This window comes from Pseudomonas sp. MWU12-2029, from assembly GCF_023242425.1.
GTDB lineage: Bacteria > Pseudomonadota > Gammaproteobacteria > Pseudomonadales > Pseudomonadaceae > Aquipseudomonas > Aquipseudomonas kribbensis.
Genome location: NZ_JALJDY010000016.1, coordinates 22,550 through 47,439, shown reverse-complemented (window position 1 = coordinate 47,439; position 24,890 = coordinate 22,550). Strand labels below are relative to the sequence as shown.

At 60.5% G+C, this 24,890-nt stretch carries 23 protein-coding genes; 13 read left to right on the top strand and 10 right to left on the bottom strand.

Going from position 1 to position 24,890, the window contains the following annotated elements:
* Positions 1–11: 11 nt before the first annotated feature.
* A complete protein-coding gene (locus M5B44_RS27525) occupies positions 12–296 on the bottom strand; it encodes a FecR/PupR family sigma factor regulator (protein ID WP_248741173.1) in 285 nt (94 codons plus the stop codon).
* Positions 297–510: 214 nt separating this feature from the next.
* Between M5B44_RS27525 and M5B44_RS27520 the strand changes: the two genes are divergently transcribed.
* Positions 511–2,421 carry a tyrosine-protein phosphatase gene (locus M5B44_RS27520; protein WP_248741172.1) on the top strand — a complete coding sequence of 637 codons (1,911 nt, stop codon included), beginning with the start codon at positions 511–513 and terminating at the stop codon, positions 2,419–2,421.
* 29 nt (positions 2,422–2,450) lie between these two features.
* Here M5B44_RS27520 and M5B44_RS27515 read toward each other — a convergent pair whose 3' ends face one another.
* Together M5B44_RS27515 and M5B44_RS27510 are read right to left on the bottom strand one after the other, a co-directional pair.
* Positions 2,451–3,425 (bottom strand): helix-turn-helix transcriptional regulator, encoded by a 975-nt coding sequence (locus M5B44_RS27515; RefSeq protein ID WP_119429100.1) that lies wholly within the window; start codon positions 3,423–3,425, stop codon positions 2,451–2,453.
* An 82-nt stretch (positions 3,426–3,507) separates the two neighbouring features.
* Positions 3,508–4,413, bottom strand: coding sequence for a LysR family transcriptional regulator (locus M5B44_RS27510; RefSeq protein ID WP_096821669.1), 906 nt, complete (start codon positions 4,411–4,413; stop codon positions 3,508–3,510).
* A gap of 105 nt (positions 4,414–4,518) precedes the next feature.
* On the opposite strand from M5B44_RS27510, the gene M5B44_RS27505 reads away from it, so the two are divergent.
* From M5B44_RS27505 to M5B44_RS27495, 3 genes are read left to right on the top strand one after another with little or no spacing between them, the layout of a single operon-like run.
* A complete protein-coding gene (locus tag M5B44_RS27505) occupies positions 4,519–6,246 on the top strand; it encodes an amidohydrolase (RefSeq protein WP_248741171.1) in 1,728 nt (575 codons plus the stop codon).
* Between the two features lie 40 nt (positions 6,247–6,286).
* The gene (locus M5B44_RS27500; RefSeq protein WP_248741170.1) at positions 6,287–7,360 is read left to right on the top strand and encodes a C45 family autoproteolytic acyltransferase/hydolase; all 1,074 of its coding nucleotides are present in this window, start codon (positions 6,287–6,289) and stop codon (positions 7,358–7,360) included.
* A 49-nt stretch (positions 7,361–7,409) separates the two neighbouring features.
* A complete protein-coding gene (locus tag M5B44_RS27495; protein WP_248741169.1) occupies positions 7,410–8,756 on the top strand; it encodes an MFS transporter in 1,347 nt (448 codons plus the stop codon).
* A gap of 15 nt (positions 8,757–8,771) precedes the next feature.
* Here the strand turns inward: M5B44_RS27495 and mntP are convergent, their stop codons facing one another.
* From mntP to M5B44_RS27480, 3 genes are all read right to left on the bottom strand, one after another.
* Positions 8,772–9,335, bottom strand: a complete 564-nt coding sequence (gene mntP / locus M5B44_RS27490; RefSeq protein ID WP_248741168.1) for a manganese efflux pump MntP — start codon at positions 9,333–9,335, stop codon at positions 8,772–8,774.
* Positions 9,336–9,543: 208 nt separating this feature from the next.
* Positions 9,544–10,941: an ATP-binding protein gene (locus M5B44_RS27485; protein ID WP_248741167.1), complete on the bottom strand. Its 1,398-nt coding sequence runs from the start codon at positions 10,939–10,941 to the stop codon at positions 9,544–9,546.
* Positions 10,938–11,600, bottom strand: a complete 663-nt coding sequence (locus M5B44_RS27480) for a response regulator (protein WP_119429240.1) — start codon at positions 11,598–11,600, stop codon at positions 10,938–10,940. Before M5B44_RS27480 ends, M5B44_RS27485 begins: the two co-directional genes overlap by 4 nt.
* 170 nt (positions 11,601–11,770) lie before the next feature.
* Here M5B44_RS27480 and M5B44_RS27475 point away from each other — a divergent pair, with 170 nt between their 5' ends.
* From M5B44_RS27475 to M5B44_RS27455, 5 genes are read left to right on the top strand one after another with little or no spacing between them, the layout of a single operon-like run.
* Entirely contained in the window at positions 11,771–12,037 is a 267-nt protein-coding gene (locus tag M5B44_RS27475; protein WP_114882494.1) for a PepSY domain-containing protein, read from the top strand.
* On the top strand, positions 12,037–12,588 hold the full coding sequence (locus M5B44_RS27470) for a cytochrome b/b6 domain-containing protein (protein ID WP_248741166.1): 552 nt from the start codon (positions 12,037–12,039) through the stop codon (positions 12,586–12,588). The genes M5B44_RS27475 and M5B44_RS27470 overlap by 1 nt, the downstream gene beginning before the upstream one ends.
* Before the next feature lie 51 nt (positions 12,589–12,639).
* Complete coding sequence (locus M5B44_RS27465) at positions 12,640–13,935, top strand: sialidase family protein (RefSeq protein WP_248741165.1); 1,296 nt, start codon at positions 12,640–12,642, stop codon at positions 13,933–13,935.
* Positions 13,935–14,537, top strand: coding sequence for a hypothetical protein (locus M5B44_RS27460; RefSeq protein WP_248741164.1), 603 nt, complete (start codon positions 13,935–13,937; stop codon positions 14,535–14,537). The genes M5B44_RS27465 and M5B44_RS27460 overlap by 1 nt, the downstream gene beginning before the upstream one ends.
* Before the next feature lie 3 nt (positions 14,538–14,540).
* Positions 14,541–16,574, top strand: a complete 2,034-nt coding sequence (locus M5B44_RS27455) for an LTA synthase family protein (RefSeq protein WP_248741163.1) — start codon at positions 14,541–14,543, stop codon at positions 16,572–16,574.
* 35 nt (positions 16,575–16,609) lie between these two features.
* On the opposite strand, the gene M5B44_RS27450 is transcribed toward M5B44_RS27455, so the two are convergent.
* A complete protein-coding gene (locus M5B44_RS27450) occupies positions 16,610–18,292 on the bottom strand; it encodes an MFS transporter (RefSeq protein WP_134826597.1) in 1,683 nt (560 codons plus the stop codon).
* Between the two features lie 860 nt (positions 18,293–19,152).
* Between M5B44_RS27450 and M5B44_RS27445 the strand changes: the two genes are divergently transcribed.
* Positions 19,153–19,545, top strand: coding sequence for a hypothetical protein (locus M5B44_RS27445; protein WP_248741162.1), 393 nt, complete (start codon positions 19,153–19,155; stop codon positions 19,543–19,545).
* Positions 19,546–19,601: 56 nt separating this feature from the next.
* On the opposite strand, the gene M5B44_RS27440 is transcribed toward M5B44_RS27445, so the two are convergent.
* On the bottom strand, positions 19,602–20,246 hold the full coding sequence (locus M5B44_RS27440; RefSeq protein WP_248741161.1) for a transposase: 645 nt from the start codon (positions 20,244–20,246) through the stop codon (positions 19,602–19,604).
* A 208-nt stretch (positions 20,247–20,454) separates the two neighbouring features.
* Positions 20,455–20,622, bottom strand: a complete 168-nt coding sequence (locus M5B44_RS27435; protein WP_248741215.1) for a hypothetical protein — start codon at positions 20,620–20,622, stop codon at positions 20,455–20,457.
* A gap of 427 nt (positions 20,623–21,049) precedes the next feature.
* Here M5B44_RS27435 and M5B44_RS27430 point away from each other — a divergent pair, with 427 nt between their 5' ends.
* Complete coding sequence (locus M5B44_RS27430) at positions 21,050–21,367, top strand: hypothetical protein (protein ID WP_248741160.1); 318 nt, start codon at positions 21,050–21,052, stop codon at positions 21,365–21,367.
* A gap of 109 nt (positions 21,368–21,476) precedes the next feature.
* Here M5B44_RS27430 and M5B44_RS27425 read toward each other — a convergent pair whose 3' ends face one another.
* On the bottom strand, positions 21,477–21,860 hold the full coding sequence (locus M5B44_RS27425) for a DUF6124 family protein (RefSeq protein WP_248741159.1): 384 nt from the start codon (positions 21,858–21,860) through the stop codon (positions 21,477–21,479).
* 510 nt (positions 21,861–22,370) lie between these two features.
* Between M5B44_RS27425 and M5B44_RS27420 the strand changes: the two genes are divergently transcribed.
* Together M5B44_RS27420 and M5B44_RS27415 are read left to right on the top strand one after the other, a co-directional pair.
* The gene (locus tag M5B44_RS27420; protein WP_065261325.1) at positions 22,371–22,751 is read left to right on the top strand and encodes a RidA family protein; all 381 of its coding nucleotides are present in this window, start codon (positions 22,371–22,373) and stop codon (positions 22,749–22,751) included.
* Between the two features lie 125 nt (positions 22,752–22,876).
* On the top strand, positions 22,877–24,865 hold the full coding sequence (locus tag M5B44_RS27415) for a peptidase U32 family protein (protein WP_085708386.1): 1,989 nt from the start codon (positions 22,877–22,879) through the stop codon (positions 24,863–24,865).
* Positions 24,866–24,890 lie beyond the last annotated feature (25 nt).

Sequence of the window (24,890 nt, the reverse complement as noted above, 5' to 3'; positions counted from 1 at the left end):
GGCGCGGCGCACTAGTTGCGCTGCGCCAGGTTGCGTTGAAACTCTTCGAAGCTGCACGGCAGCGTCGTGGCTTTGCGTTTCTTCGACTTGTCGTGCTTGTCGGGCAATTGATCGCTCAACTCCCAGACCTCAAGCATCTTCGCGTACTCGAAGGCGTGGCGCGGACTGCTCTGAATCCATTGCTGGAAGGCCTGGCGTTCGTCAGGCGTGCAGGTTTCGTCTTGCAGGCGCAGGCACCAGTGCGCCGCCTGATTGAGGATTTCATCGTCGGCGTCTTGAGGGCTTTGGAGGTTCATTGACTGCTTCCAGGATGGCCGGAGAGGCCACTTTACCCTGCCTCTTGCAAAAAAAACGTCAAAGTTCGACAGGGATTTAGCCTGCCTGACGGACAGAACGCGCGCCCGCCGGACAGATTGCGCCGCCATTTACGCTTTTCGGGGTTTTGCCATATTCAGTCACATTTGGTTGTAGATAGTGGGCAGCCCAACCGGTTTCCAATGAGGCTGCATCGTGTTTCCACGTCTTCTGTGTTCGCTGTCCGTGTTGAGTCTGTCCATTGCCGCCGCCCACGCGGCCGACCTTGATACCCCGCGCCTGCAGGGCATCGACAACTTCCGCGATGTCGCCGGTATCACCACGGCCTACTCGACGCCCCATGACGGCACGATGCGCGCCGGTGTGTTCTACCGCTCCAACGCGCTGACGCCGACGGCGTCGGACCTGGCGACCCTCAACGGTCTGGGGATCAAGGCCGTTTTTGACCTGCGCACCCCCAGCGAAATCGCGGCCACGCCGGACACCATGATCAGCGGCGCGACCTACCAGAACATCGACATCATCGGCGCCACCACCTCGGGCGCGAGCATCACCACGGTCTCGTTCAAAAGCGCGGCCGATGCGATTGCGATGATGCAGGAGACCAACCGCGCCTTCGTCAGCGACGCCGGCATGCGCGGTCAGTTGGGCGTGCTGTTCAACGAACTGGCCGGCGTCGACGGCGCCGCGCTGTTCCACTGCACCGCCGGCAAGGACCGCACCGGCTGGACGGCGGCCGTGCTGCAAAGCATCGCCGGGGTCGACAACGCCACGATCATGAGCAACTACCTGGCGACCAACGATTACACCGCCGCCCGCGTGGCCAAGACGCTGGCGATGATGCCGCCGAGCATGGCCGCGGTCTACGCGCCGCTGCTGGGTGTGGAAGCGAGTTACCTGCAAGCGGGTCTGGATCAGGTGACCGCGCAGTACGGCAGCATGGACAACTACCTCAAGCAGGGACTCGGTCTGTCCCAGGAAACCATTTACGTGCTGCGCGGCAAAATGGTCGAGTACAACAGCCTGCCGGGTCAGGCCGGACTGATCGGCAACGCCGCCGCCGGTGCGCAACTGTTGCAGGAGCTGCAGAACAGCAAGCTGTCGGGCACCTACAGCGCCTACAACTACTACCTGCAATCGGCTATCGACGCCGGCACTCTGGGCGGCGTCGAGTCCACAGTGGGCGGTCAGGTGCACGCCGATGCGGCGAGTTACCTGCTGCGTCAGAACGCGATGATCGAGCAAGCCGCCGCGCCTTTCGCCAGCGGCACCGACCTCAAGGTCGGCCAGTACCGGTTGTGGAGCACCGCGCTCGCCGGTTACCTCGGTACCGACGGTTCGGCCCATGCGCAAAGCAGCAACGAACACAGTCAGGGCCTGATGGTCGGCGTTACCCAGCGCTTCTCCGAGCAACTCAGCGCACGGGGCGGGATCGGTTACAGCAAAGGCACCGTCGGCGGAGCGGGCGGCGAGGCTGATACCGACTTCACCTTCCTCAATCTGGGTGCCCGTTATGGCTTCACCAGTCTGGAACGTGGCCTGTTTGCCGATGCCAACCTCAGCGCAGGTTACGTCGACTACGACAGCAAGCGCGATCTCGGCGGCGGCCTCGGTTCGGCGAAGGGCGACACCCATGGCAACCTCAGCGGCGCCACACTGGCGCTGGGTTATCGCCTGCCGATGAACGATATGGTTCTGGAGCCGAGCCTTGGCGTGCGCGTCAGTCGTCTGGACCTGTCGGGCTTCCAGGAAAAGGGCAGCGAACTGGCCCTCGATGTCGACGACATCCAGCAAACCCGCCGCAGCGCCGTGGCCAATCTCGACGTTTCGTTCGCCCCGATGCCGATGGGCGCGTGGCAACTGGTGCCGGGTGTGCGGGTCGGCTACGAGCGTGTGCTCGGTGATCATCAGGTCGACAGCGAAGGCCATCTGCTGGGGCTGGATATCGAACAACGCGCGGCGTTCGACAACCGCGATCAGTTCAGCGGCGGCGTCAACCTGATGGCCAACCTCGGCGCCATGAGCCTGGGCGCCGAAGTCGGTGCCAGCGGCGGGGGCGACAGCCACGGTTTCAGCGGCGGGCTCAAGGCCAGTTATCAGTTCTGATCAACCGAAGGTGAAGAAAAAGGACTGCCTCAGCGCAGTCCTTTTCGCATTTCTGCGGGGCTCACGCCGTAGGCGTCCTGAAAATACTGGCAGAACCGGCCGACGTTGCTGAATCCGTATTGCAGGGCCACGTCGGTCACCGAGGACGATGGGCCTCGCTTCAGCGCTTCGCAGGCACGCTCCAGCCTGACCTGGCGCTGGTACGCGACAATCGAGGTGCCGACGAACCGCCGGAAACCTTCCTGCAAGGCCCGCAGGCTGACGTTGACCAGTCCCGCCAGATCTGTCCCGCTGACCAGTTGTTCGGGATGCGCCTGAATGTATTCGATGGCCTGCTTCACATGCCGAGGTGCGATCTGCGCCTCAGGTCGGCGCAAGGCTTCGCTGAAGTTGTGCGGCCAGGCTTCCAGCACCGCGTCCACCAGCATTTCCCGCAGGCGCGACGGCATCAGCGAACCGGCGTTCAACAGCAGGTCGAACTCGGTGCCGGTGGCCAGATCGATCAATGCGCGAATGCCCTGAAACGCCGGGCTGTTCAGATCCACCCTCGGCTCGAAATGCAGCTTGTGCACGATCGGTCGGCCCAGCAGTGACGACAGGCGTTCGGTGAGCGCGGCGCGGCTGATCGACATGCCGTGCTGGGCATGATTGTCGACGAAGCGCATCGAGCGCAGATCCGCCTTGTCGATGGCCAGCCCGATGTGCGGCATACCGAGCGATTCGGTCGAGTCGTTGAAAATGATCTTGCCGGCGGTGGGGATCACGAAGGTGATTTCATCGTAGGGCTCGGGGAACGCCACGGTGAAATCACCCCGGTAATGCATGCGCCGGAAACTGACCCCGTCGTGTCGGCCGTAGACGCCGCCGATGATGATGTCCTTGGGCGGTGGCGGTGTGTCGCCATAACGATTGCCGAACATGCGGGAAAACAAAGCGCCGAAGTCATCGCAGGACATGTCGGCGGATCTGAGGATGATGGTCTGGCGCGTCGGGCTTGAGTACACCGGGAAGGTCACCTTGGCAGTCGGGGCAAAGAGGCGCGAGGACGTTAGCAACCGAGAATGACAGCGGCATGACACAAACGGATTACGCCGCTTGCCAGTGCGCCTTCAGGAAATCGATGAACACCTTGACCTTGCGCGTATTGCGCCGATGGGCCTGGTACAGCACGTAGATCCACGGGCCGAAAGCGCTGGGCTCACGCCAGTATTCGGGCATCAATTCCACCAGTTCGCCCCGCGCGAGATACGGCGCGGCGCTCCACTGCGGGAGAAATTGCAGGCCCTGGCCGTCAAGCAGGCAGGCCAGCAGGAAATCGTAATTGTCACTGGCGATGCGCGGCGTCGGCTGGGTCATGCGCAGGCGTCGCTCGCCTTGCTTGACCCACCAGAAATGCCGGTTGAGCAGCGGATGACGGAAGATCAGCCAGTCGTGCTGGTGATAGTTGTCCAGCGACACATCGCTGCCCTTGCGCGCCAGATAGGCCGGGCTGGCGCAGAGCTGCACGCGGTTTTCCACCAGCGGTTGGGCGATGACTCCCGGCAGATCGATCGGCCCGTCTCGCAGCGCCAGGTCATAGCTGCCATCCACCGGATCGTCGTAGTTGTCGCTCAGATCCACTTCCAGATTCACCTGCGGGTGCTCGTTCAGAAAGCGGCAGCACACCTGATTGAGAAAGGCCGGGGCGAAGGAGGGCGGGGCGATGATGCGCAACTCGCCGCGCAATTCGTGCTTGAGCTGTTCGACACCTTCGCTGGCCAGTTGCAGCTGCAACAGCGCCTGACGTGCGCCTTCCAGATAGATCCGCCCGGCCTCGGTCAGCGCCATGCGTCGTGTGGTGCGGTCGAACAAACGGCTGCCGAGCTCCTCTTCCAATTGCGCCACGGCCTTGGTCAGGGCCGACGGCGTGTTGCCGAGCACCTCGGCGGCACGGCTGAAATTACCGTGTTCGGCGGTGGCGACGAACATGGTCAGGGCGCTCATTTTGTCCATTGATCTATTCCTGATGGGCACAGAAGTTGTGCGTGAGACGGCATTCAGTTATCCGGCGGGCTTGGCTAATCTGGCCTCAGCCTAACAAAAATAACGAGAACGCTCATGAAGCAGCTTCTGACCCTGATGGTGTCGTCCGCACTGGCCTGTGCCTCGCTGGAAAGTCTGGCGGCCACCGACCTGATCCTGCACAACGCAAAAATCTACACCGCCGAACCCGGCCAGCCGTTGCAGCAGGCCGTCGCCATCGAAGGTGACAAGGTCGTCGCGGTCGGCTCGGATGCGCAGGTGCTGCGCCTGAAGAACGCCGACACCCGGCTGATCGATCTGGGCGGCAAAGTGGTGATGCCCGGTTTCATCGACTCTCACTCCCACACCCTCAAGGGTGGCTTGCAGATGCTGCAGGCCAATCTCGACGGGCAGATGTTGCCGCTCGATGAGCTGGAATCGCGCTTGCGCCAATGGCGTGAGGACGGCAAGGCCCGACGCGGCGAATTCCTCAGCGTCGGTGGACTGCCCTCGACTTACTGGAACCGGATCGACGCGCTGGAACAGCGCTTTAATCAGGGTGAGTGGGCCGATCAGCCGTTGTTGCTGCTGGGCTGGGACCTGCACACCGGCTGGGCCAATCAGGCGATGCTTAAACGCGCCGGCATCGATGCGGCGCGCATTCAGGCGCTCAAACCCGAAGAGAAAGACACCCTCGGTCATCACCCAAACGGACAACCGAACGGCTTTATGGTGGACGCCGGGCTCTATCCGGTGCAGGCCCTGTTGCCGCCGCCGAGCGATGACGCGTTGCTGGCGGGCGGTCGCGCCGCGCTGGATTACTACAAAAGCCTCGGGATCACCGGGTGGATGGACCCGCTGGCCAACGAACTGCCCGGCGCCGACGTGAAAAACGACTCGCTGGGCGTCTTGCCAACCTATAAGACGCTGTCGGAAAACGGCGAACTCACCGCCCACGTCGCCGCGTTGCTGATGGCCGATTCGAAGGCCACACCCGCCGACCTCGATGAGCTGGAGAAGGTCCGCCAGCAGTTCCTCGGCGTGCACAACCTGACGCTGCCGGGCATCAAGGTGTTCGCCGACGGCGTGGCCGAATCGCCCGCGCAGAGTGCCGCGATGCTGGAGCCCTACAAAAACTCGAAGAAGTCCGGCGAGCTGCTGATCGACCCGGCGCACTTTGGCGAACTGGTCAGCGCCGCCGACGCCCGTGGCTGGCTGGTGCACATCCACGCCATCGGCGACCGCGCGGTGCGTGAATCCCTCAACGGCATCGAGCAGGCGCGCAAGGATCGCCAGAGCGGCATCGCCCATTCCATCACCCATCTGCAAATGGTCAACCCGAAAGAATTCGCCCGGTTCAAGGCGTTGAACGTCATCGCGTCGATGCAGATGTACTGGGCCAGCGCCGATGAATCGAGCATGGATCTGGTCAAGCCTTACGTCAGCGCCATGGCCTTCATGTACACCTATCCGGCGCGCTCGCTGCTCAAGCAGGGCGCCACCATCGCCGGTGCCAGCGACTGGCCGATCACCACGCCGGAACCGTGGAAAGCCATTTACCAGGCCGTCAGCCGCAAAGGCCCGAAAGGCGTGCTCAACGCCGCCGAAGACATCGACCGCCAGGTCATGTTCCAGGCCTACACCCTCAATGCCGCCAAGGTCCTGCGCCTTGAAGGCAGCATCGGCTCACTCAAACCCGGCAAACAGGCCGACCTGATCGTGCTCGACCGCGATGTATTCACGGTCGCCCCCGAAGCCCTGCGCGACACCCTGGTGCTCAACACCTTCTTCGCCGGCCGCGAAATCTATCGCCGCCAGCCGTAAGCCGCACTCCGATTACAACGCCAAAAAAGGAAACCCTTTCGTGAACCTTCATTGCTTCGTCACCGACACCCGTAACCCGCAAACCCGTGGGCACCAGATCGGTGATGCCTTCAGCGCGCAGATTCGCCAGACCGTTGCGCTGTACCTCGACTTTTTCAATCAGCTCGATATCCCGCCACAGCAAGTGCGCGCCATCGGCGAAGCCAGCCTGAAAGCCCTGGATGACTGGAGCCCGGCGCTGGCCGAGGAAGTTGTCGCCATGGCCGAAGGCGCGGATCTGCCGCTGTGGCAACTCGCGGCCCTGAACGCCCGCACCGAAATCCTCGCGGTCATGCCCTCGAATGAAGGCGAATGCTCGACGGCGGTCTTCGCACCCCATGGCCCGCAGGCACCAAAAACCATCCAGACCTGGGACTGGCACGACACGCTGGTGCCCAACGGCCTGATCCTGCAACTGACCACCGACGCCGGGATGACCGTCAAGCTGTTCACCGAGTTCGGCATGCTCGGCAAGATCGGCGTCAACAGCGCAGGCCTCGGGCTGCACTTCAACATCCTTCACCATGCCAGCGACAACGGCAGCGGCGGGGTGCCGGTGCACGCGATTGCGCGGCGGATTCTGGAGCAGGCGCGCAGCGTCGATGAGGCCATCGAACTGGCGCGTTCGGCGCGGGTCAGTGCGTCCACGGTGCTGACGGTGTTCGCACGCGAAGACTCGAAAATCCGCGCCTGCAGCGTCGAAATGTCACCTGCCGCCACCGCCGTGGTGCTGCCGGACGCCGAAGGCTGGATCACCCACACCAACCATTTCCTTGACCCAAACCTGAGCGCTGGCGAACGCACGCCGGACGCCTCGACCACCTACGCGCGCATCGATCACGTCAACGCCTTGCTGAACGGCATGACCGAGGGCGACCTCGTGCGCCGGGCCGATGCCATGTGCGGCGCGGCCGGCGAAGAGGCGCCGATCTGCTTCCATCCCGACCCGAGCATGCCGGCCACCGAGCGCTGGGAAACCTTGCTGACCATCGGCATCGACACTGAACACTGCGTGCTCGAATTCGCCGCCGGCAACCCGAAACAGTTGGCCCGCAACGGTTACCAGCGTTTCTGAAAACCCCAAAGCAATGCCCCGAAAAACAACAACAAGAGGAGCACCCCACATGGCCAGTCACCCTGAACGCACGGCGGGTTCACCGTCGGCACTGAGAACTTTCTTCGTCTCCGGCATGGGCACCGCCCTGGAGTTTTATGACTTCGTGATCTACGGCACCGCCGCCGCGCTGGTGTTCCCGAAGGTGTTTTTCCCGCAGATGGAACCGCTCACCGCGACCCTCTTAGCTTTTGGCGCGTTCGGCGCAGGGTTCTTTGCCCGGCCGTTGGGCGGCGTGGTGTTCGGGCATTACGGCGACAAACTCGGGCGCCAGAAAATGCTGGTCATCACCTTGTTGTTGATGGGGCTCAGCACCTTTCTGATCGGCTGTTTGCCGGGTTACGCCACCCTCGGCGCAGGTGCACCAGCGCTGTTGGTGTTGTTGCGACTGGTGCAGGGTTTTGCCGCCGGGGGCGAGTGGGGCGGGGCTGCGCTGTTCGGCATCGAATCGGCACCCGTGGGGCGTCGAGGGTTGTGGGGCAGCTTCACCAGCATGGGCATTGGCATTGGCGGGATTCTCGGCTCAGCGGTGTTCGCCGTGGTCAGCGTGGCGGCGAACGATGACCTTGCCGGTTTTGCCTGGCGCATTCCGTTCTGGCTGGGCGGTGTGCTGGTGCTGGTCGGGCTGTATGCGCGGTTGCAGAAACCGGCGCAGTCGTTGGGCGAGTCAAAGGGACACGGGCGCATGCCGCTGATTGAAGCGTTGCGCGCACGACCTCGGGCCATGTTGCTGTGCACCGGCATCGCGTTTGGCTACGTGACCATCGCCTACATCGGCAGCACGTTCTTTCTGTCCTACGCCACGCAACTGGGTTATGGCAGCACCGATGCACTGATTTTCGACATCGCCTTATCGGTTGCCATCGTCATCACTGCGCCGCTGTTTGCCTTGCTCTCCGACCGGATCGGCCGGCGCAAGGTGATGATCCTCGGGGCGTTCATCATGGCGGCCGGGTTCTTCGTGTTCTTTCCGTTGGTAGGGTTGAAAAGCCTGTTGGTATCGACGTTCGCCTACATCGTGATCGGTGCGTTCATGGGCGCAACACAGGGGCCGATCCCGGCGTTCCTGGCCGAGCAGTTCCCACGGGACATGCGTTATTCAGGGATGTCGGCGGCGTACCAGATCGGTGCTGCGCTGGGAGGCGGGACGGCATCGAGTGCGGCCACGGCCATTCTGATTGCCAACAACCACAATGCGTTTGGCGTTGCGGTTTACGGGGCGGTGGCGCTGGGGATCGTGGCGGTCTGCTCGTTCTTCCTCAGGGAAACCGCGCACTTGAGTCTGGAACAAATCGACGCGCCATCGGGCGGCGCGTCGAGCTCTGCTCCGGTGCCGGGGCGTTTGCAGACACCCTGACACCGGCATTCAGGTTCAGGCCGAAAGGTGTTCGTAGAGAATCGTCGCACCGACGATCATCAGCACCACGCCACCGACGATTTCCGCACGCTTGCCGACCACGGTACCCAGCACCCGACCGAGCATCACGCCAAGGGTGACCATGGTCATGGTCGCCAGGCCAATGGCGGCAGCGGCCACCCAGATGTTCACATCGACAAACGCCAGGCCGACGCCGACGGCCAGGGCGTCGATGCTGGTGGCCACGGCGGTGACGGCGAGGATGAAGAACGAGTGCTGCCCCGGTTTTTCTTCTTCGGCTTCCTCGTGCTTGAGGCCGTTGTGGATCATGTGCAGACCCAACGCGACCAGCAGGGTGAAGGCGATCCAGTGGTCCCAGCTTTCCACCCAACGGGTGGCGGCCTGGCCGATGAACCAGCCGATGACCGGGGTGATTGCTTCGATGACACCAAAGATCAAACCGGTGCGCAGGGCTTCGGTCAGACGCGGTTTGTGCAGGCTGGAGCCTTTGCCGATGGCGGCCGCGAAGGCATCCGTGGACATGGCGAGTGCGAGGAAGATCAGGGAAACAGGATTCACGGGCAATACTTCCAGTCGGGCCATGAGTCAACGACACAACCACACGCCCGACTTTCGGCATGGATGTGTCGTCGGTCTCACCAACCCGAAGGTGTTCGCACCACGGCATGTTGCCGAATATGTTGATACGAACGCTTCCGAGGGGCTCGGAAGCAGGTTACTCCCCAACGAAGGCCCGGATCATAGGCAGGCAAACATGAAAATTTCGTTAAATGCCCGGCGCAGGTTCGGTTGACCCCGCAGGGATTAGCAGCTCGGCGCACAACCCGCCTTCAGGCCGGTTGTACAGCTGCAGGGTGCTGCCGATCTTGCTCACGATCATCTGCACGATGGCCAGCCCGAGACCGGCGCCGTTGGCGTGGCCCTCGCTATAGAAGCGTTCGAACAACCGCGCGTATTGCTGCTCATCGATGCCGGGGCCGGCATCTTCGACGCTGATCGACACCGAACCGCAGGCCTGTGGCTGCACCTGAACCCGCACTTCGCTGCCGGGCGGGGCGAAGTTCAGCGCATTGGTTACCAGATTTTGCAGAGCGATGGCCAACGCCACCGGATCGGTATCGACCGGGCAGTGATGATCGCTGTCGAGGATCAGTTCGACGTCTTTTTCCAGGGCCAGCGGTGTCAGCTCGGCCAGTTCCTCGCGCACCAGCGCGGTCAGTTCGACGCGGGCGTTTTGCGGGGATGCCAGACGCGGTTCGATGCGCGCCATGGTCAGCAACTGGCTGGCGATACGCGTGGCGCGGTCCACGGCGCTGACCAGAAACTCCAGCGCTTCCTCGCGCTGTTGCGGGGTGTTGGCCAATTGCGCGTTCTGCGCATGAATCCGCAGGATCGCCAGCGGTGTGCGTAGTTCATGGGCGGCGTCGGCGATAAAGCGTCGCTCCCGGGCCAGCAGGTTGTCGATCTGTTGCAGCAGGCGGTTGAGCGCGGTCTGCATCGGTTCCAGATCCTGGGGCAGGGGGCTCAGGTGCAGGGGTTTCAGGGTGTCGGTGTCGCGGCCGCGAATCGATTGGGCCATGGCCCGCAACGGCTGCAAACCCCAGCCGATGGCCAGCCAGATCAAAATGGTCAGCAGCGGCACGCCGATCAGGCTTGGCCACAGGGTATGGCCGACGATGCGGGTGATCAGATCCTGGCGGATGTCGTCGCGCTCGCCGACCCAGATCAACAGGCCTTGTCGCGGGTCCTGGAGCAGGAAGGCGCACCAGTCGCGACCGTTTTCCATCAGGTCATGGGCGCCGAGGGTGGCCGGCGGTGCATCCAGAATCGGCGCTTCGGCCGAGCGCATCAGCAACTGGCCGTCATTGCGCCAGACCTGAAAGGTCAGGCGTGTTTCGTAAGGGTGAGCAGCTTCGCCATCGCCGTCACCGTCCCGGCTCATCGCTTCGTCGAAGGCCTGATGCAGGCGCTCCCAATCGTTGTCGCCGGGTGCGCGCTGGGCCAGCACGCCTTGCAGCAGGCGGGCGCTTTGCGCCAGCTGGGCGTCGTAGATTTCTTCGATTTCGTGGTGGCTGTAGCGCAACACCGCCCAGCTGATCAGCACATCGCCGAGTAGAACCAGAAACAGAACCGGCAGCAGAATCCGCGCGCGAATCGAGTTCATGGCTTGAGCTCCACGACATACCCCACACCGCGCACAGTGCGGATCAGCTCGGCGGAGAGTTTCTTGCGCAGGTTGTGGATCAGCACTTCCAGGGTGTTGCTTTCGACCCGCTCCTGCCAGCCGTACAAGGTGCGCGACAGGCGTTCGCGGGTGACGACCTTGCCGGGGCGGGCCATCAGTTGGTGCAACAGCTGATATTCCATCGGCGTCACCACCACCGTGCTGCCGCGCCAGGTGACTTGCTGGCTGATCGGGTCGAGGCAGACGCCGGCGTGCTCCAGCACCGGTTGCGCACGGCCCTGACTGCGCCGCAGCAAGGCACGGATGCGCGCCTTGAGTTCGTCGACATCGAATGGCTTGACCAGATAATCGTCAGCGCCGGCGTCCAGCCCGGCGATGCGTTCGGCTGTGCCGTCGCGGGCGGTGAGGATCAGCACCGGCAAATCATGCTGGCTGGCGCGCAATTGTTGCAGCAGCGCCAGGCCGTCGAGCCTTGGCAGGCCGAGGTCGAGCAGCAACAGATCGAAGCTTTCGCTGCGCAATGCATGCAGCGCACTGACGCCATCCTGCAACCAGTCGAGGGTGTAGCCCTCGTTGCTCAGGGCTACGCGGATGCCCTGGCCGAGGGCGCGGTCATCTTCGACCAGAAGTAGGCGCATGGCATGTTCTCTGTGGGAAATCGGGCGCGTGTCCGGCGGCATCATGCCGCTCGCCTTGCTGCCGTGGCAGCCCTTGCGCCGGCGAAGATGTTACGACTCGTTGCCAACTAAGCTTTCGTTAAGCTTGGTTTTGCACAGTGAGGCCTTTCCCATCCAGCGAGAGTGCTTCCATGCGCAAACTTGTGCTGTTGTCCCTGATTGTCGCCAGCCCCCTGGCCGTCGCCGGCCCGCAATGCACCACGGCCGAACGTTCGCAGTGGCAGGACCAGAAGGCGTTTCAGGAACAGCTGAAATCCCAGGGCTACGAAATCAGCAAGTTCAAGGTCACCGACGGCAACTGCTACGAGATCTACGGCTTCGACAAGGACAAGCGCAAGGTCGAGATCTACCACGACCCGGTCAGCGGCAAAGCGGTGAAAACCGAGATCAAGGGTTGATGCCACGGGACTCCCTGCGTCTCTGGGACCCGGTGGTGCGGGTGTTCCACCTGTCCATTGCCGGGGTCTTTGCCGCCAACTACTTCTTCAATGAGGCCGGTGACGACTGGCATGTCTGGCTCGGTTATTACGCCATGGGCTGGCTGCTGGTGCGTCTGGTGTGGGGTTTCGTCGGGCCGCGCAGTGCGCGCTGGTCGGACTTCTGGCCGACGCCGTCACGGCTGGCGGCCCATGCCCGGTCGCTGATCGCCGGGCGGCCCGAGCATCGTCTCGGGCATTCGCCGATCGGCGCACTGGTGATGATCGCGATGCTGCTGGCGATGCTGACGGTCGGCCTCAGCGGCTGGGCCATGGAAGAAATCGATGCCCTGTGGGGCGCCGACTGGCCGCTGCAAGTCCACGAAACCGCCGCCGATGCGTTGCTGGCGCTGGTGATCGTGCACATCGCGGCGGCGCTGTTTGAAAGTGTTCAAGTGCGCGACAACCTGCCGTTGTCGATGCTCACCGGGCGCCGGCGCCGGCGCCGTCTGCCGGACGATCCGGGCCAGTGACAGGGATGTTCTTTCGATGGTTTGCCATCTCGTAACTGCCATGAGCTGCCTATGCGTGCCTTGTCCTTTCGCTTGAGATTCGTTGTCGCCGCGCTTGCCGTGAGCCTGATTTTTATCGCGGCGTGGCGCAGTCACCCGGAGCATGTACTGGCGCCGTTTGCGGTTGAAACGCCTGCCGTCCAACCCTCGGCGAACGCTGCGGAACCGATGTACAGCAGCCGTTTCGTGTCCTCGGAACTGGATGATTTCGTGCACTCGTCTTCGCTCACCGCGCTGCCCGGCGGCGACCTGATGGCCGTGTGGTTCGCCGGCTCCCGCGAAGGCGCCGCCGACGTGCAGATCCGCACCGCGCGTTACAACGCCAAAACCGCAGAGTGGGGCGCCGAACAGGTGCTGGCCACCCGCGAGTCCACCGTCGCCGGCACCCAGCGCTACATCCGCAAACTCGGCAACCCGGTGATCGCTCTCGCGCCGGATCAGCGTTTGTGGATGTTCTATGTCTCGGTATCCGTGGGCGGCTGGGCCACCAGTGCGATCAACGTGATGGTTTCCGATGACCTGGGGCGCAACTGGACGGCGCCGCGACAGCTGATCACTTCGCCGTTCTTCAATATCAGCACTTTGGTGCGCGCCGCGCCGGTGTTTCATGCCGATGGCTCGATCGGGCTGCCGGTGTATCACGAGTTCATGGGCAAGTTCGCCGAGTACCTGTACCTGAGCGCGGACGGCGCCGTGATCGACAAATTCCGCATCAGCCGGGGCAAGCATTCGCTGCAACCGACCATCGTGCCGCAGGACGAACGCCGCGCCGTGGCGATGCTGCGTTATGCCGGTGAAACCCATCACAAGGTGCTGGCCAGCCGCACCGAAGACGCTGGGCAGACCTGGAGCGAGCCCTATCCGCTGGAACCGGCCAACCCCAATTCGTCGCTGGCGGCGGTAGGCACCGCTGATGACGGTTTGCTGGTGGCGCTCAATGACCTGCGCGACGGTCGCTTCAAGCTCAGCCTGTACGGCACCGATGCCAATCTCAACGACTGGCGCAACGTGATCGAACTCGACCAGTCCCCCGATCCCCTCGGCCAGCCGTTTTCGCCCGAGACCTACAAGGCGATCATCGGCGAAGGCTTTCGCGCCTCCAGCGGCGCCCAGCGTTTGCCACTGGAACAACGTTTCCTGAGCAATCTCGACTACCGCGTGTGCAAGCCCGAAGGCTGTGAATTCGAGTACGAATACCCGTACTTCAGCCGTGGCAGCGATGGCCTGTATCACCTGGTTTATTCCTGGAACAACACCTTCATCAAACATGTCAGCTTCAACGATGCCTGGCTGGCGGAGCGCCTGTGATGCTGTTTCTCTGGCAAGCCCATTTGAGTTTCATCCTGCTCGGTTTTGTTTTGCTGGGTTCCTTTCAATTCACCCAACGCTGGCGTCCGTGGCTGTTGCCGATGCTGGCGCTGGTCAGCTTCATCCCGCTCAACGGCCTGCCGCTGGCGGCATATGTACGCAGTTTTACCGATGATCTGGCGATCACCACGCTGGTGTTTCTTGGCTGGGCCGCGTTGTTGCGCCTCGGTGTGGTTCAACCCTTGAGAACGTTTTCGCGAGTGCAGGTGTTAGGACTGTTCGTGATGCTGACGGCGCTGTTGTACCCGGCGACGATGGGCCTGACCTATGTCGATCCTTACCGTTGGGGCTTCAATCCGCGGCCGATGATTGTGGCTGTCGGGCTGGCGACTTTGGCGCTGCTTTGGCTGCGTAACACACTGGGCGTGGCGATGCTGGCGTTGGCTACGTTGGCGTTCGCGCTGCGCCTCAAGCCTTCGGAAAACTACTGGGATTACCTGATCGATCCTTTGCTGGCGGGTTATTGCCTGATCGCCGGTTTCGGATTTTGCATCAAGGCAGCGTGGCAATTCCTGCCATCTCAACGAACAACACAGAGGTAAACGATGGGGTGGTTGCAATCGCGTCGCCTGCGCTATGGCGTGGGCGCGACAGGTTTGGCGTTTCTGCTGTTTGCGTTGCTGCGGCTGGTGTTCTTGTTCGGGTTTTCCGGGGTGGATGCCGCGCAGTTCTTTGCCGACCCGCAATGGCTGCAAACCCTGGGCATCGGCTTTCGTTTCGATTTGAGGCTGGCGCTGTTGCTGGTGCTGCCATTGGCGGTGCTGGCGTGGCTGCCGCGCTGGAATCTGACCACGGTGCCGCTATTGCGCGGCGTGGCCCGGGTTTATCTGTTGCTGGCATTGGGGCTGATCGGTCTGGTGTACATCATCGACTTTGGCCATTACGCCTACCTCGGCGTGCGGATCAACGCCACGGTGCTGCGATATCTGGACGATGCGCAGATCTCGCAGCAGATGGTTCGGGAAACCTATCCGGTGCTGTGGATTGCGTTGGGCTGGCTCGCGGTTCTTACGCTGTGGTTCTACGGTTTTGTGCGCCTGGAACGATTGACGCTGGTCCGCGAGCCACGGGTTATTCGTCGCAGGTCAATCGCCGTAGGTGCCGGTGTAGGTTTCGTGGCCGTCCTGCTGGCGGTGTTGGGCCGGGTCGACAAGCTCAACCTGGAAAACCCGGTGCCGCTGCGCTGGAGTGATGCGTTCTTTTCCGGTAACGGACAGATTGCTGCCGTGGGCCTGAATCCGGTGCTGTTCCTCTATGACACGCTAAAGGCCGGGCAGGCGCAGTTCGACGAGGCGCAGGTGCGGGCGCATTACCCGGTCATTTCCCGTTATCTGGGGGTGGATCCGCCGGATGCGCAAAGCCTTGCGTTCGAACGCCGGCAATCCGTGCAGCCCTACAGCGTCGCGGCGGAGCGAGCGCCGAATGTGATGTTCGTGATGCTTGAATCTTTGGGCACCAGCGCGGTGGGTGCATACGGAAACCCGTTAAATCCGACGCCTAACCTGGATCGGCTGGCAAACGAGAGTTGGTTCTTCAAACATTTCTACGTCCCGGTCACCGGCACTGCGAAAACCGTGTGGGCGAGCATCACCGGCGTCCCCGACGTCACCCGGCAGGAGACCGCTACCCGCCATCCGCTGATCACCAACCAACGCACGCTGATCAATGCCTTCACCGACTACCAGAAGCTCTACATGATTGGCGGCAACGCCGGTTGGGCCAACATCAATGCGCTGATCCAGCAAAGCATCGACGGTGTGCGCCTCTACGAAGAGCGCGACTGGCGTTCGCCACGGGTGGATGTGTGGGGGATTTCCGATCTGGACCTGTTCAAGGAAGGCGATGAGATTCTGCGCGCACTGCCCAAGGACAAACCGTTCTTTGCCTACGTGCAAACCTCGGGCAATCACCGGCCGTTCACCATTCCCAAGGACAACGACGGCTTCGAAATCAGCAATCTCTCATTGGAGCAGGTGCAAAACGCCGGCTCGCGCAGCGTCGAGCAATACAACGCGGTGCGGCTGCTGGACTTCAACATCGGTCGCCTGATGGAACTGGCCAAGGCCGGCGGCTACTACGACAACACGATTTTCGTGTTCTTCGGCGACCACAACACCCGCATCAGCCGCATCCCGCACATGCCGCCGGCCTTCGAACAACTGGGGCTGGAAAGCAACCATGTGCCGATGCTGATTCATGCGCCGGGGCTGCTCAAGCCGAAGGTGATCGAAGAGGCGGTGGGGCTTGCCGATCTGCTGCCGACGGTGGCGGGCATGGCCGGCGTGGCTTTTGAGAACGGCGCCATGGGCCGCGACCTGCAGCAACCGGCGCCCGAAGGCGAGCGGGTGGTGCCATTGGTGTTGCGCGAAGGGACGTTCCCTTTGATCGGCGGAGTAACCAAGGATCACTTGCTGCAGATGCAACACGACGGCAGCGCGCCGACGTTGCATGACCTGAAATCGGCGACACCGCTGGAGAACGTCGCCGATGCGCATCCCGAAGAATTTCAGAGACTGGTCGAGCTGACCCGGGGACTGCACGAAAGCGCACGGCTGATGCTGTATCGCAACGTGCGTTGACGGCCCTCTCTCGACGAAAGAGGGCCGCCACGGTTTCAGGTGTGATGGATGTCCCGATCCTTGGTTTCCGGCATGAAGAAGATGCCAAGAATCGCCGTCATCACCGCAATGACAATCGGGTACCACAAGCCGTAGTAGATGTCCCCGGTGGCCGCGACCATGGCAAACGCCACGGTCGGCAGGAACCCGCCGAACCAGCCGTTGCCGATGTGATAGGGCAGCGACATCGAGGTGTAGCGGATGCGCGCCGGGAACAGCTCGACCAGCCATGCCGCAATCGGGCCGTAAACCATGGTCACGTAGATCACCAGCACGGTCAGCAGGAGCAAGACCATCGGGTAATTGGTCTTGGCCGGGTCAGCCTTTTCCGGGTAACCGGCCTCTTTCAATGCGGTGCCTAGGCTGGCGGTGAAGGCGTCGTTGCGGGTCTTGAAGTCGGCGGCCGGCAGGGCGGTACCTTCGAAGCTTTCGATGACCTTGTCGCCGATGCGCACCTGAGCCACGGTGCCCGGTTCCGCCACCACGTTTTCGTACGGGATCGCACGTTTGGCCAGGATGGTTTTCGCCAGGTCGCAGGAACTGGTGAATTTGGCCTTGCCCACCGGATCGAACTGGAACGAGCACTGGTCAGGGCTGGCGACCACTTTGACCGGATTCTTTTCCTGGGCGATGAACACGTCGGGGTTACCGTACTGGGTCAGCGCATGGAAGATCGGGAAGTAGGTCACTGCCGCCAGAATGCACCCGGCCATGATGATGCCCTTGCGCCCGATGCGGTCGGACAGGCTGCCGAAAATCACGAAGAACGGCGTCCCGATCAGCAGCGATCCGGCAATCAGCAGGTTGGCGGTCTGCGGGTCGATCTTCAGGGTTTGCAGCAGGAAAAACAGCGCGTAAAACTGCCCGGTGTACCAGACCACCGCTTGCCCGGCGGTGCCGCCAAGCAGGGCCATGATCACGATTTTCAGGTTATCCCAACGGGCGAAGGATTCGGTCAGCGGCGCTTTCGACGCCTTGCCTTCGGCCTTCATCTTCATGAACACCGGCGACTCGTTCAGTTGCAGACGGATGTACACCGACACCGCCAGCAGCAGGATCGACAGCAGGAACGGAATCCGCCAGCCCCAGGCCTCGAACGCCTCGGTGCCCAGCGCGGTGCGGCAGGCCAGAATCACCAGCAACGACAGAAACAGCCCCAGCGTCGCGGTGGTCTGAATCCACGAGGTGAAATACCCGCGTTTACCCTTCGGCGCATGCTCGGCCACATAGGTCGCCGCGCCGCCGTATTCACCGCCCAGCGCCAGGCCTTGCAGCAGTCGCAGGGTAATCAGAATGATCGGCGCCGCGACCCCGATGGTCGCGTAACCGGGCAGGAAACCCACAATCGCCGTCGACACACCCATGATCACAATCGTGATCAGAAACGTGTGTTTGCGCCCGATCATGTCCCCCAATCGCCCGAACACCACCGCACCGAACGGCCGTACCGCAAAACCGGCGGCGAAGGCGAGCAGGGCGAAGATGAAGGAGGTGGTCTCGTTCACCCCGGCAAAGAAGTGCTTGGCGATGATCGCCGCGAGTGAGCCGTATAAGTAAAAGTCGTACCACTCGAAGACCGTTCCGAGGGAGGAGGCGAAGATGACCTTGCGCTCCTCCTTGCTGACACTGTGGTGCGGATGCGGCGCACTGCCGGTGGACATGCTGTCGAGTACTGCCATGGGTGTTCTCCGTCGTGCTTGTTTTTGTAGGCCGGAGCACTTCATCAACGTCGCGTACCCGAGGCCTGTGGCGGATGCCGTATCAGGTGTTTCGTGGAGCGTGCACAGAATCACCGCCCCGCGCGGGAGGGCGGGGTTTCATTGAGCATAATTGGGATTGGGGGGATATCCAGTGTCGGCGGATGTGGGCAGTGACGGAGAGAGATTGGTTGGTTCGAGGAGAGAATGAGTTAAAAGAGTTTGCGGGCGTAGGTTCTTATGGTTATTCAGAATTTGAGTTGTTCTAAATAATTATTAAAAACTGTTATTTCTATCAGGTGCGCTTTCAGGCTTTTATGTCGATTCTTTTTTTGGTGGAGGGTCGGAAAATAAGTCTGTCCCCATATTTTTTTTACATTTGTTTTGAGGAGTTGGTTATGCCTAAATTTATGTTGCCCGACGTACCATTAGCAGCAACTTCCGAAAACCTTGCTGCTGATTTGCGAAAAGTTGGGGTGATGGTAATAAGCGTTTCGATAGAAAGGGAGTCTAGGAAAGCCATCGTTGAGTACGCAGAAGTAGCTTCGCGATCTTCCTCGGCAAAAAAATGAAGCGCCAGAGTTTGTTGAGCTTTCTGTGCAAGATGAGATTCTGGTCACCGGCATAAAGGTAGTTGATCTATTGGAGCCGTACAAATAAAAAAAGGGGCAGATCTATTTAATCGTCCTTTGGTAAATAAATCTGTCCCTTTATTGGTCTCCCTTTATTAATCAAAAGGGGAAAGATTTATTTAAAATCAAAAGGGGGCAGATTTATTTGATCGCCCCTTTTGACGATAAGCAGTTTTATCTGGGCGTCCTCGCCGTTAAGGAGGAGAACTTATGAGTTACCTTGGCGCAAGTATGGCTTTTGTGTTTTTTATCGCTTCAGGTGTGCCGGTAGTTCTACAGGCAGCACCGACCACCTGCGATGGAGTGTCAGCACTTCTGACAACACCCGACGTGGCGGCAGGGAGCCCCATTGGGGTTGAATTGACTGTGGACGATGATCTACAGGGGAAAGTTAGCTGTGCGGTGCAGTTCATTGGTGAGCAAGGACGGAATTCAATACTCACCTCAACTTATCAGGCATTCTCGGCGGCGAAGACAGTCATAACGGTCAAAACGAAACCAACGACTACTATTAGCAATTACAAGGGCACTCTTTTGTGCTTTATAAGTGACGTTCAATGTGATGAAAGGGTGGAGGGGATGTTGGACTTGTACGCTCCCTGATTCAAAAATATTAACATCAAAAGGGGACAGATTTATTTAATCGCCCCCTTTTGACGTTAAGCATCTTTTTCGGGCCGTCCTCGCGCTCTGAAGTCAATTCGTTTTCCGGTGATTTTCTCGATCTCGTCGACGAATCTCGTGTTTCCAGTCAGTTGGCTCCGCTGAAGTGCACCCCTTATGAGTTGCAATTCATTGGTGGGTGTCGCCATCTCAATAAACGATTTATAGCGTTCTCGCCGTATGGCATCCGTAGGCCCCAGCTCCAGAAAACAGGGATCTTTGTCCAGCCATGTGGATGCAGAGAAATCGCTCAGGCGCAGGGCAAAACTTGACCAGCGATAATCTTCTGCACGAGCCACCATCCGGGCCCGCACCGGGTTTAGCTCGATGTAGCGACTTTCCCACAGCGTCCCGGTCCTCCCCTCTACCTTGTTGCGATACCGCGTCATCCGTCCGGCGAGGGCTTTCATGAGCTGTCCAAGGCTGGACGTTGATTCCCCAGGGGCGAGCAGCAAGTGGACATGGTTGGTCATCAAGCAGTAGGCATAAACTTTTATACCTAATGCTTCTTTGAGTTCGCGCAGGTCAGAGAGATAGCGTTCGAAGTCAGCTGGCGCGGCGAATACGACCTGCCTGTTGTGGCCGCGCTGCACGATGTGGTGCGGGTAGTGGGGTAGCACGATGCGTCCCGTTCTGGGCATGAGTCTTCCTACGTCCTTGTTTTGACGGATGAAGTTTAGAAGGTGGTGAGGCTGAAGCTGGTGGGATGTGTCAGAGAATGTATCCGCTTGGGCTGAGAGGGTGAGTTAAATAAGTCTGTGCCTGCTACCTCTTATGATTGTTCAGAATTTTGGTTGTTCTGAATCAGTATTAAAAACTGTCATTTCTATCAGGTGTGGTTTTAGGCCTTTATGTCGATACTTTTTCGGGTGGAGGGTCGGAAAATAAATCTGTCCCCTTTGTTCGTTCGAGCACCGTGCCGAGGGAGGAGGCGAAGATGACCTTGCGCTCCTCCTTGCTGACACTGTGGTGCGGATGCGGCGCACTGCCGGTGGACATGCTGTCGAGTACGGCCATGGGGGTTCTCCGTCGTGCTTGTTGTTAGAGGCCGGAGCACTTCATCAACGTCGCGTACCCGAGGCCTTTGGTTGGTGCTGGAGCAGGTGCTTCGTGGAGCGTGCACAGACTCTCGACCTCGCGGGAGGGCGGGGTTTCTTTGAGCATAATTGGGATTGGGGGGATATCCAGTTGGGAACGGTGTGGATGGGGCGAAATGGAGATGGGTTGGTTGGTTCGGGGAGGGAATGAATTAAATGAGTTTGCGTTCGTGGTTTTTATAGTTATTCAGAATTTTTGTTGTTCTAAATAAGTATTAAAACCTGTCATTTCTATCAGGTGTGTTTGTGGGTATTTATGTTGATACTTTGCTTATGGGGGCGCAGTAATTAAATCTGTCCCCTTTGATTGTCTTTGTTGGTTGTATTGTCTGTTGGAGGGTGTGGTTGTGAAAAAATTACTGTTGATGAATCTTCCCTCGGAAGAATTACTAACGGATTCAGATCTTCAAGCAAAGCTAAGGGTTATGGGAATTGGTTTTGATGCTATTCAGATCGACAGGTCAAAATCAAAGGCATTGGTATATGTGAATGATTCCGAGAAGCTGCGGGGAATCTTGGGGTATACCGAGGATGTCATCGTTTCAGACTTTTTGGATTCGACTTCGGCTTTGTTTGATGAAAGATATAGTAGGGCGCACCACGGTATTATGGTTGGCATGGGGCAAAAAGATGCTTATGTAGGGGATGAGGCTCAGTCGAAATAAATTAGGTCAAAAGGAATTAAAAGGGGACGGAATTAAAAGGGGACAGATTTGTTTAATCGTCCCCTTTTGATGTTGAGTGGTAGCGTAAATGAGACTTTACCGGTGCGACTTATTCCGTCGGCACAACTTTATCCAACACCCGATTCACCGCCAGCTCCGCCAGCATCACAACCTGCGCAATACCCTGCGCGGTCTTGCGGTGAGGCCCTTGGAGCAGGTCGGCGAAGTTGTGGAGCATGACGTTGGCCGAGCCGAGGGTTTCGACGGCGTCGACCAACAGGGATTCGTTGTTGCTGGCCGGGTTGGTCTGGTAGAGGCGGTTGGGGGAGTAGGGCGCGGCCATCATGTGGGCTGTCATCGGGCCGAGGTGGTAGTCGAGGGCGCGGTTGGCGGCTTCGTTGAATTTCTTCGAATCAGGGCATTCGTAGGGGGAAGTCGGGTCGGTGATGCTGGCCGGTTCGGTGACCGGGGGATTTGGCGTTGCTTTGAACATGTTGGGTAACCTCTAATTTGAGGCTGCAACCGTCTCGCTGCTAAACGAAGGGGGAGGCAGCTGTGCGCAAGTTAGCAGACCGGCCAAAGCCACCCAAAAAACCGGCGCGTCCGAGGACGCCATGCGCACAGCCACCATCAAATACAGGTCAAGACCTGACTGGATAAAGCACGTGCAACTTTGGGTGAAATGCTCCGGGCTGCTAAACCCGATCACTGCGAATCAGTGACCCGATCCAAGTTACCGGCCGACCCCAAGGCGCACAAGCCGGCGGATTCTGGCGTAGCCGTAGGCTCTGGCGCAAGGATTTGTGGGCAATTGCGCGTAACTCCAGATGTCTCTAAACACCCGCATCGAAACGTGTTTGGCGGCCAACAAAACACACTGAAACATCCGTCAGAAACCACCCCGAAAACCGCCATGGCTTCAATCCCGCCGCCGTGTCTGTAAACTGGCCGCCCGAAACGGCGCGCGATGGCGCCGTCCTCACTGCCAGCGAAGGACTTTCCCATGGCCAACCAAGACATCACCTACACCCCGGACCCGGATGCAGACTCGATCTCTTCGGACGTGACCGAATTCAACGGCATCCTGATGTCGACCCAGATCCCGACCCGTGCCGACGGCAGCCTGGAACTGGGCGACGTCACCGCGCAAAGCGAATGCACGTTGCAGGCGCTGAAAGTGGCGCTGGAAAAGGCCGGCAGCTCGATGGACCGCGTGCTGCACCTGACCATTTATCTGACCGACATGGCTGATCGCGCTGCCTTCAACGAGGTGTACAAACGCTTCTTCGCCAAGCCTTGGCCGGTGCGTGCGGCGGTTGGCGTGGCGGCGCTGGCGGTTGAAGGGATGAAGGTGGAAGTGACTGCGATGGCTGCCAAGGCCTGAGTTTGCGGTTCGGTTTGGCAGTTCTGCCCTGAGCAGGGCTGCCACCCGGCAGCACAGGCGTGCCGCCCACGCGTTTCGCGGCTACAATGCGCGCTTCGACCGTGACAGCCTGACTAAAAAAACATATGTCCTTGCCCAAACATCACCTGGAACTGCTCAGCCCCGCCCGTGACGTGGCCATCGCCCGCGAGGCCATCCTGCATGGCGCCGACGCGGTGTACATCGGCGGCCCGAGCTTCGGGGCGCGCCACAACGCGTGCAACGAGGTGAGCGAAATCGCCGAACTGGTGGAATTTGCCCGTCGCTATCACGCGCGCATCTTCACCACCATCAACACCATCCTGCACGACAACGAACTGGAGCCGGCACGCAAGCTGATCCATCAGTTGTACGACGCCGGCGTCGATGCGCTGATCGTCCAGGACCTGGGCGTGATGGAGCTGGACATTCCACCCATCGAGCTGCACGCCAGCACCCAGACCGATATCCGCACCCTTGAGCGGGCCAAGTTCCTCGATCAGGCCGGTTTCTCGCAACTGGTTCTGGCCCGTGAACTGAACCTCAAGGAAATCCGCGCGATCGCCGATGAAACCGATGCTGCCATCGAGTTCTTCATTCACGGCGCGTTGTGCGTGGCGTTTTCCGGTCAGTGCAACATTTCCCACGCGCAGACCGGGCGCAGCGCCAACCGTGGCGACTGCTCCCAGGCCTGCCGTCTGCCGTACACCCTGAAAGACGAAAAGGGTGGCGTGATCGCCTACGAAAAACACCTGCTGTCGATGAAGGACAACAACCAGAGCGCCAACATCCGCGCACTGGTCGAGGCCGGTGTGCGTTCGTTCAAGATCGAAGGTCGCTACAAGGACATGGGCTATGTGAAGAACATCACCGCCTATTACCGCCAGCGCCTCGACGACGTGCTCAACGACCGTCCGGACCTGGCCCGCGCTTCCAGTGGCCGCACCGCGCATTTCTTCATGCCGGACCCGGAAAAGACCTTCCACCGTGGCAGCACCGACTACTTCGTCAGTGAGCGCAAGATCGACATCGGCGCCTTCGATTCGCCGACCTTCACCGGTCTGGCGGTGGGCACGGTCGAGAAAGTCGGCAAGCGTGACATGCAGGTCATCACCCACGAGCCGCTGTCCAACGGCGACGGCCTCAACGTGCTGGTCAAACGCGAAGTGGTGGGTTTCCGCGCCAACATCGCCGAAGCCAAGGGCGAGTTCGAGGAAGAAGGCGAGAAGCGTTACCGCTACCGCGTCGAGCCGAACGAAATGCCGGAAGGCCTGTACAAGCTGCGCCCGAACCATCCGCTGAACCGCAACCTCGACCACAACTGGCAGCAGGCCTTGCTCAAGACCTCCGCCGAGCGTCGTATCGGCGTGAGCTGGCTGGCGAAGCTGCGTGAAGAGCGTCTGGAACTGACCGTGACCAGTGAAGAGGGCATCAGCGCCAGCGTCGCGCTGGACGGCCCGTTCGGCGTCGCCAACAAACCGGAACAGGCGCTGGACACCTTGCACGACCTGCTCGGCCAGCTCGGCACCACCGAGTACCACGCGACCTCGATCAAACTCGATGCGCCGCAAGCGTTTTTCATCCCGAACTCGCAGCTCAAGTCGTTGCGCCGTGAAGTGATCGAAGCGCTGACCGCTGCCCGCGTTGCCGCCCACCCACGCGGCTCGCGCAAGGCCGAGACCACGCCACCGCCGGTGTACCCGGAGGCGCATCTGTCGTTCCTGGCCAACGTCTACAACCAGAAGGCTCGCGACTTCTACCACCGTCACGGCGTGAAGCTGATCGACGCGGCGTACGAGGCCCACGAAGAGGCGGGCGAAGTGCCGGTGATGATCACCAAGCACTGCCTGCGGTTCTCCTTCAACCTGTGCCCGAAACAGGCCAAAGGCGTGACCGGCGTGAAGACCAAAGTCGCGCCGATGCAGCTGATTCACGGCGATGAAGTGCTGACCCTGAAGTTCGACTGCAAACCGTGCGAAATGCACGTGATCGGCAAGATGAAGGGCCACATCCTGAATCTGCCGCAGCCGGGCAGTGTGGTGGGGCATATCAGCCCTGAAGACCTGATGAAGACCATTCCTCGGGCGCCGCACTAATTTGCAGGCAATAAAAAACCGGTGA

Coding starts and splice junctions, on each gene's coding strand:
- M5B44_RS27495 (WP_248741169.1), top strand. CDS start 7,410: ATGGCCAGTCACCCTGAACGCACGGCGGGTTCACCGTCGGCACTGAGA.
- M5B44_RS27465 (WP_248741165.1), top strand. CDS start 12,640: ATGCGTGCCTTGTCCTTTCGCTTGAGATTCGTTGTCGCCGCGCTTGCC.
- M5B44_RS27475 (WP_114882494.1), top strand. CDS start 11,771: ATGCGCAAACTTGTGCTGTTGTCCCTGATTGTCGCCAGCCCCCTGGCC.
- M5B44_RS27415 (WP_085708386.1), top strand. CDS start 22,877: ATGTCCTTGCCCAAACATCACCTGGAACTGCTCAGCCCCGCCCGTGAC.
- M5B44_RS27485 (WP_248741167.1), bottom strand. CDS start 10,941: ATGAACTCGATTCGCGCGCGGATTCTGCTGCCGGTTCTGTTTCTGGTT.
- M5B44_RS27510 (WP_096821669.1), bottom strand. CDS start 4,413: ATGGACAAAATGAGCGCCCTGACCATGTTCGTCGCCACCGCCGAACAC.
- M5B44_RS27455 (WP_248741163.1), top strand. CDS start 14,541: ATGGGGTGGTTGCAATCGCGTCGCCTGCGCTATGGCGTGGGCGCGACA.
- M5B44_RS27480 (WP_119429240.1), bottom strand. CDS start 11,600: ATGCGCCTACTTCTGGTCGAAGATGACCGCGCCCTCGGCCAGGGCATC.
- M5B44_RS27470 (WP_248741166.1), top strand. CDS start 12,037: ATGCCACGGGACTCCCTGCGTCTCTGGGACCCGGTGGTGCGGGTGTTC.
- M5B44_RS27445 (WP_248741162.1), top strand. CDS start 19,153: ATGAGTTACCTTGGCGCAAGTATGGCTTTTGTGTTTTTTATCGCTTCA.
- M5B44_RS27420 (WP_065261325.1), top strand. CDS start 22,371: ATGGCCAACCAAGACATCACCTACACCCCGGACCCGGATGCAGACTCG.
- M5B44_RS27440 (WP_248741161.1), bottom strand. CDS start 20,246: ATGCCCAGAACGGGACGCATCGTGCTACCCCACTACCCGCACCACATC.
- M5B44_RS27460 (WP_248741164.1), top strand. CDS start 13,935: ATGCTGTTTCTCTGGCAAGCCCATTTGAGTTTCATCCTGCTCGGTTTT.
- M5B44_RS27525 (WP_248741173.1), bottom strand. CDS start 296: ATGAACCTCCAAAGCCCTCAAGACGCCGACGATGAAATCCTCAATCAG.
- M5B44_RS27450 (WP_134826597.1), bottom strand. CDS start 18,292: ATGGCAGTACTCGACAGCATGTCCACCGGCAGTGCGCCGCATCCGCAC.
- M5B44_RS27425 (WP_248741159.1), bottom strand. CDS start 21,860: ATGTTCAAAGCAACGCCAAATCCCCCGGTCACCGAACCGGCCAGCATC.
- M5B44_RS27435 (WP_248741215.1), bottom strand. CDS start 20,622: ATGGCCGTACTCGACAGCATGTCCACCGGCAGTGCGCCGCATCCGCAC.
- M5B44_RS27505 (WP_248741171.1), top strand. CDS start 4,519: ATGAAGCAGCTTCTGACCCTGATGGTGTCGTCCGCACTGGCCTGTGCC.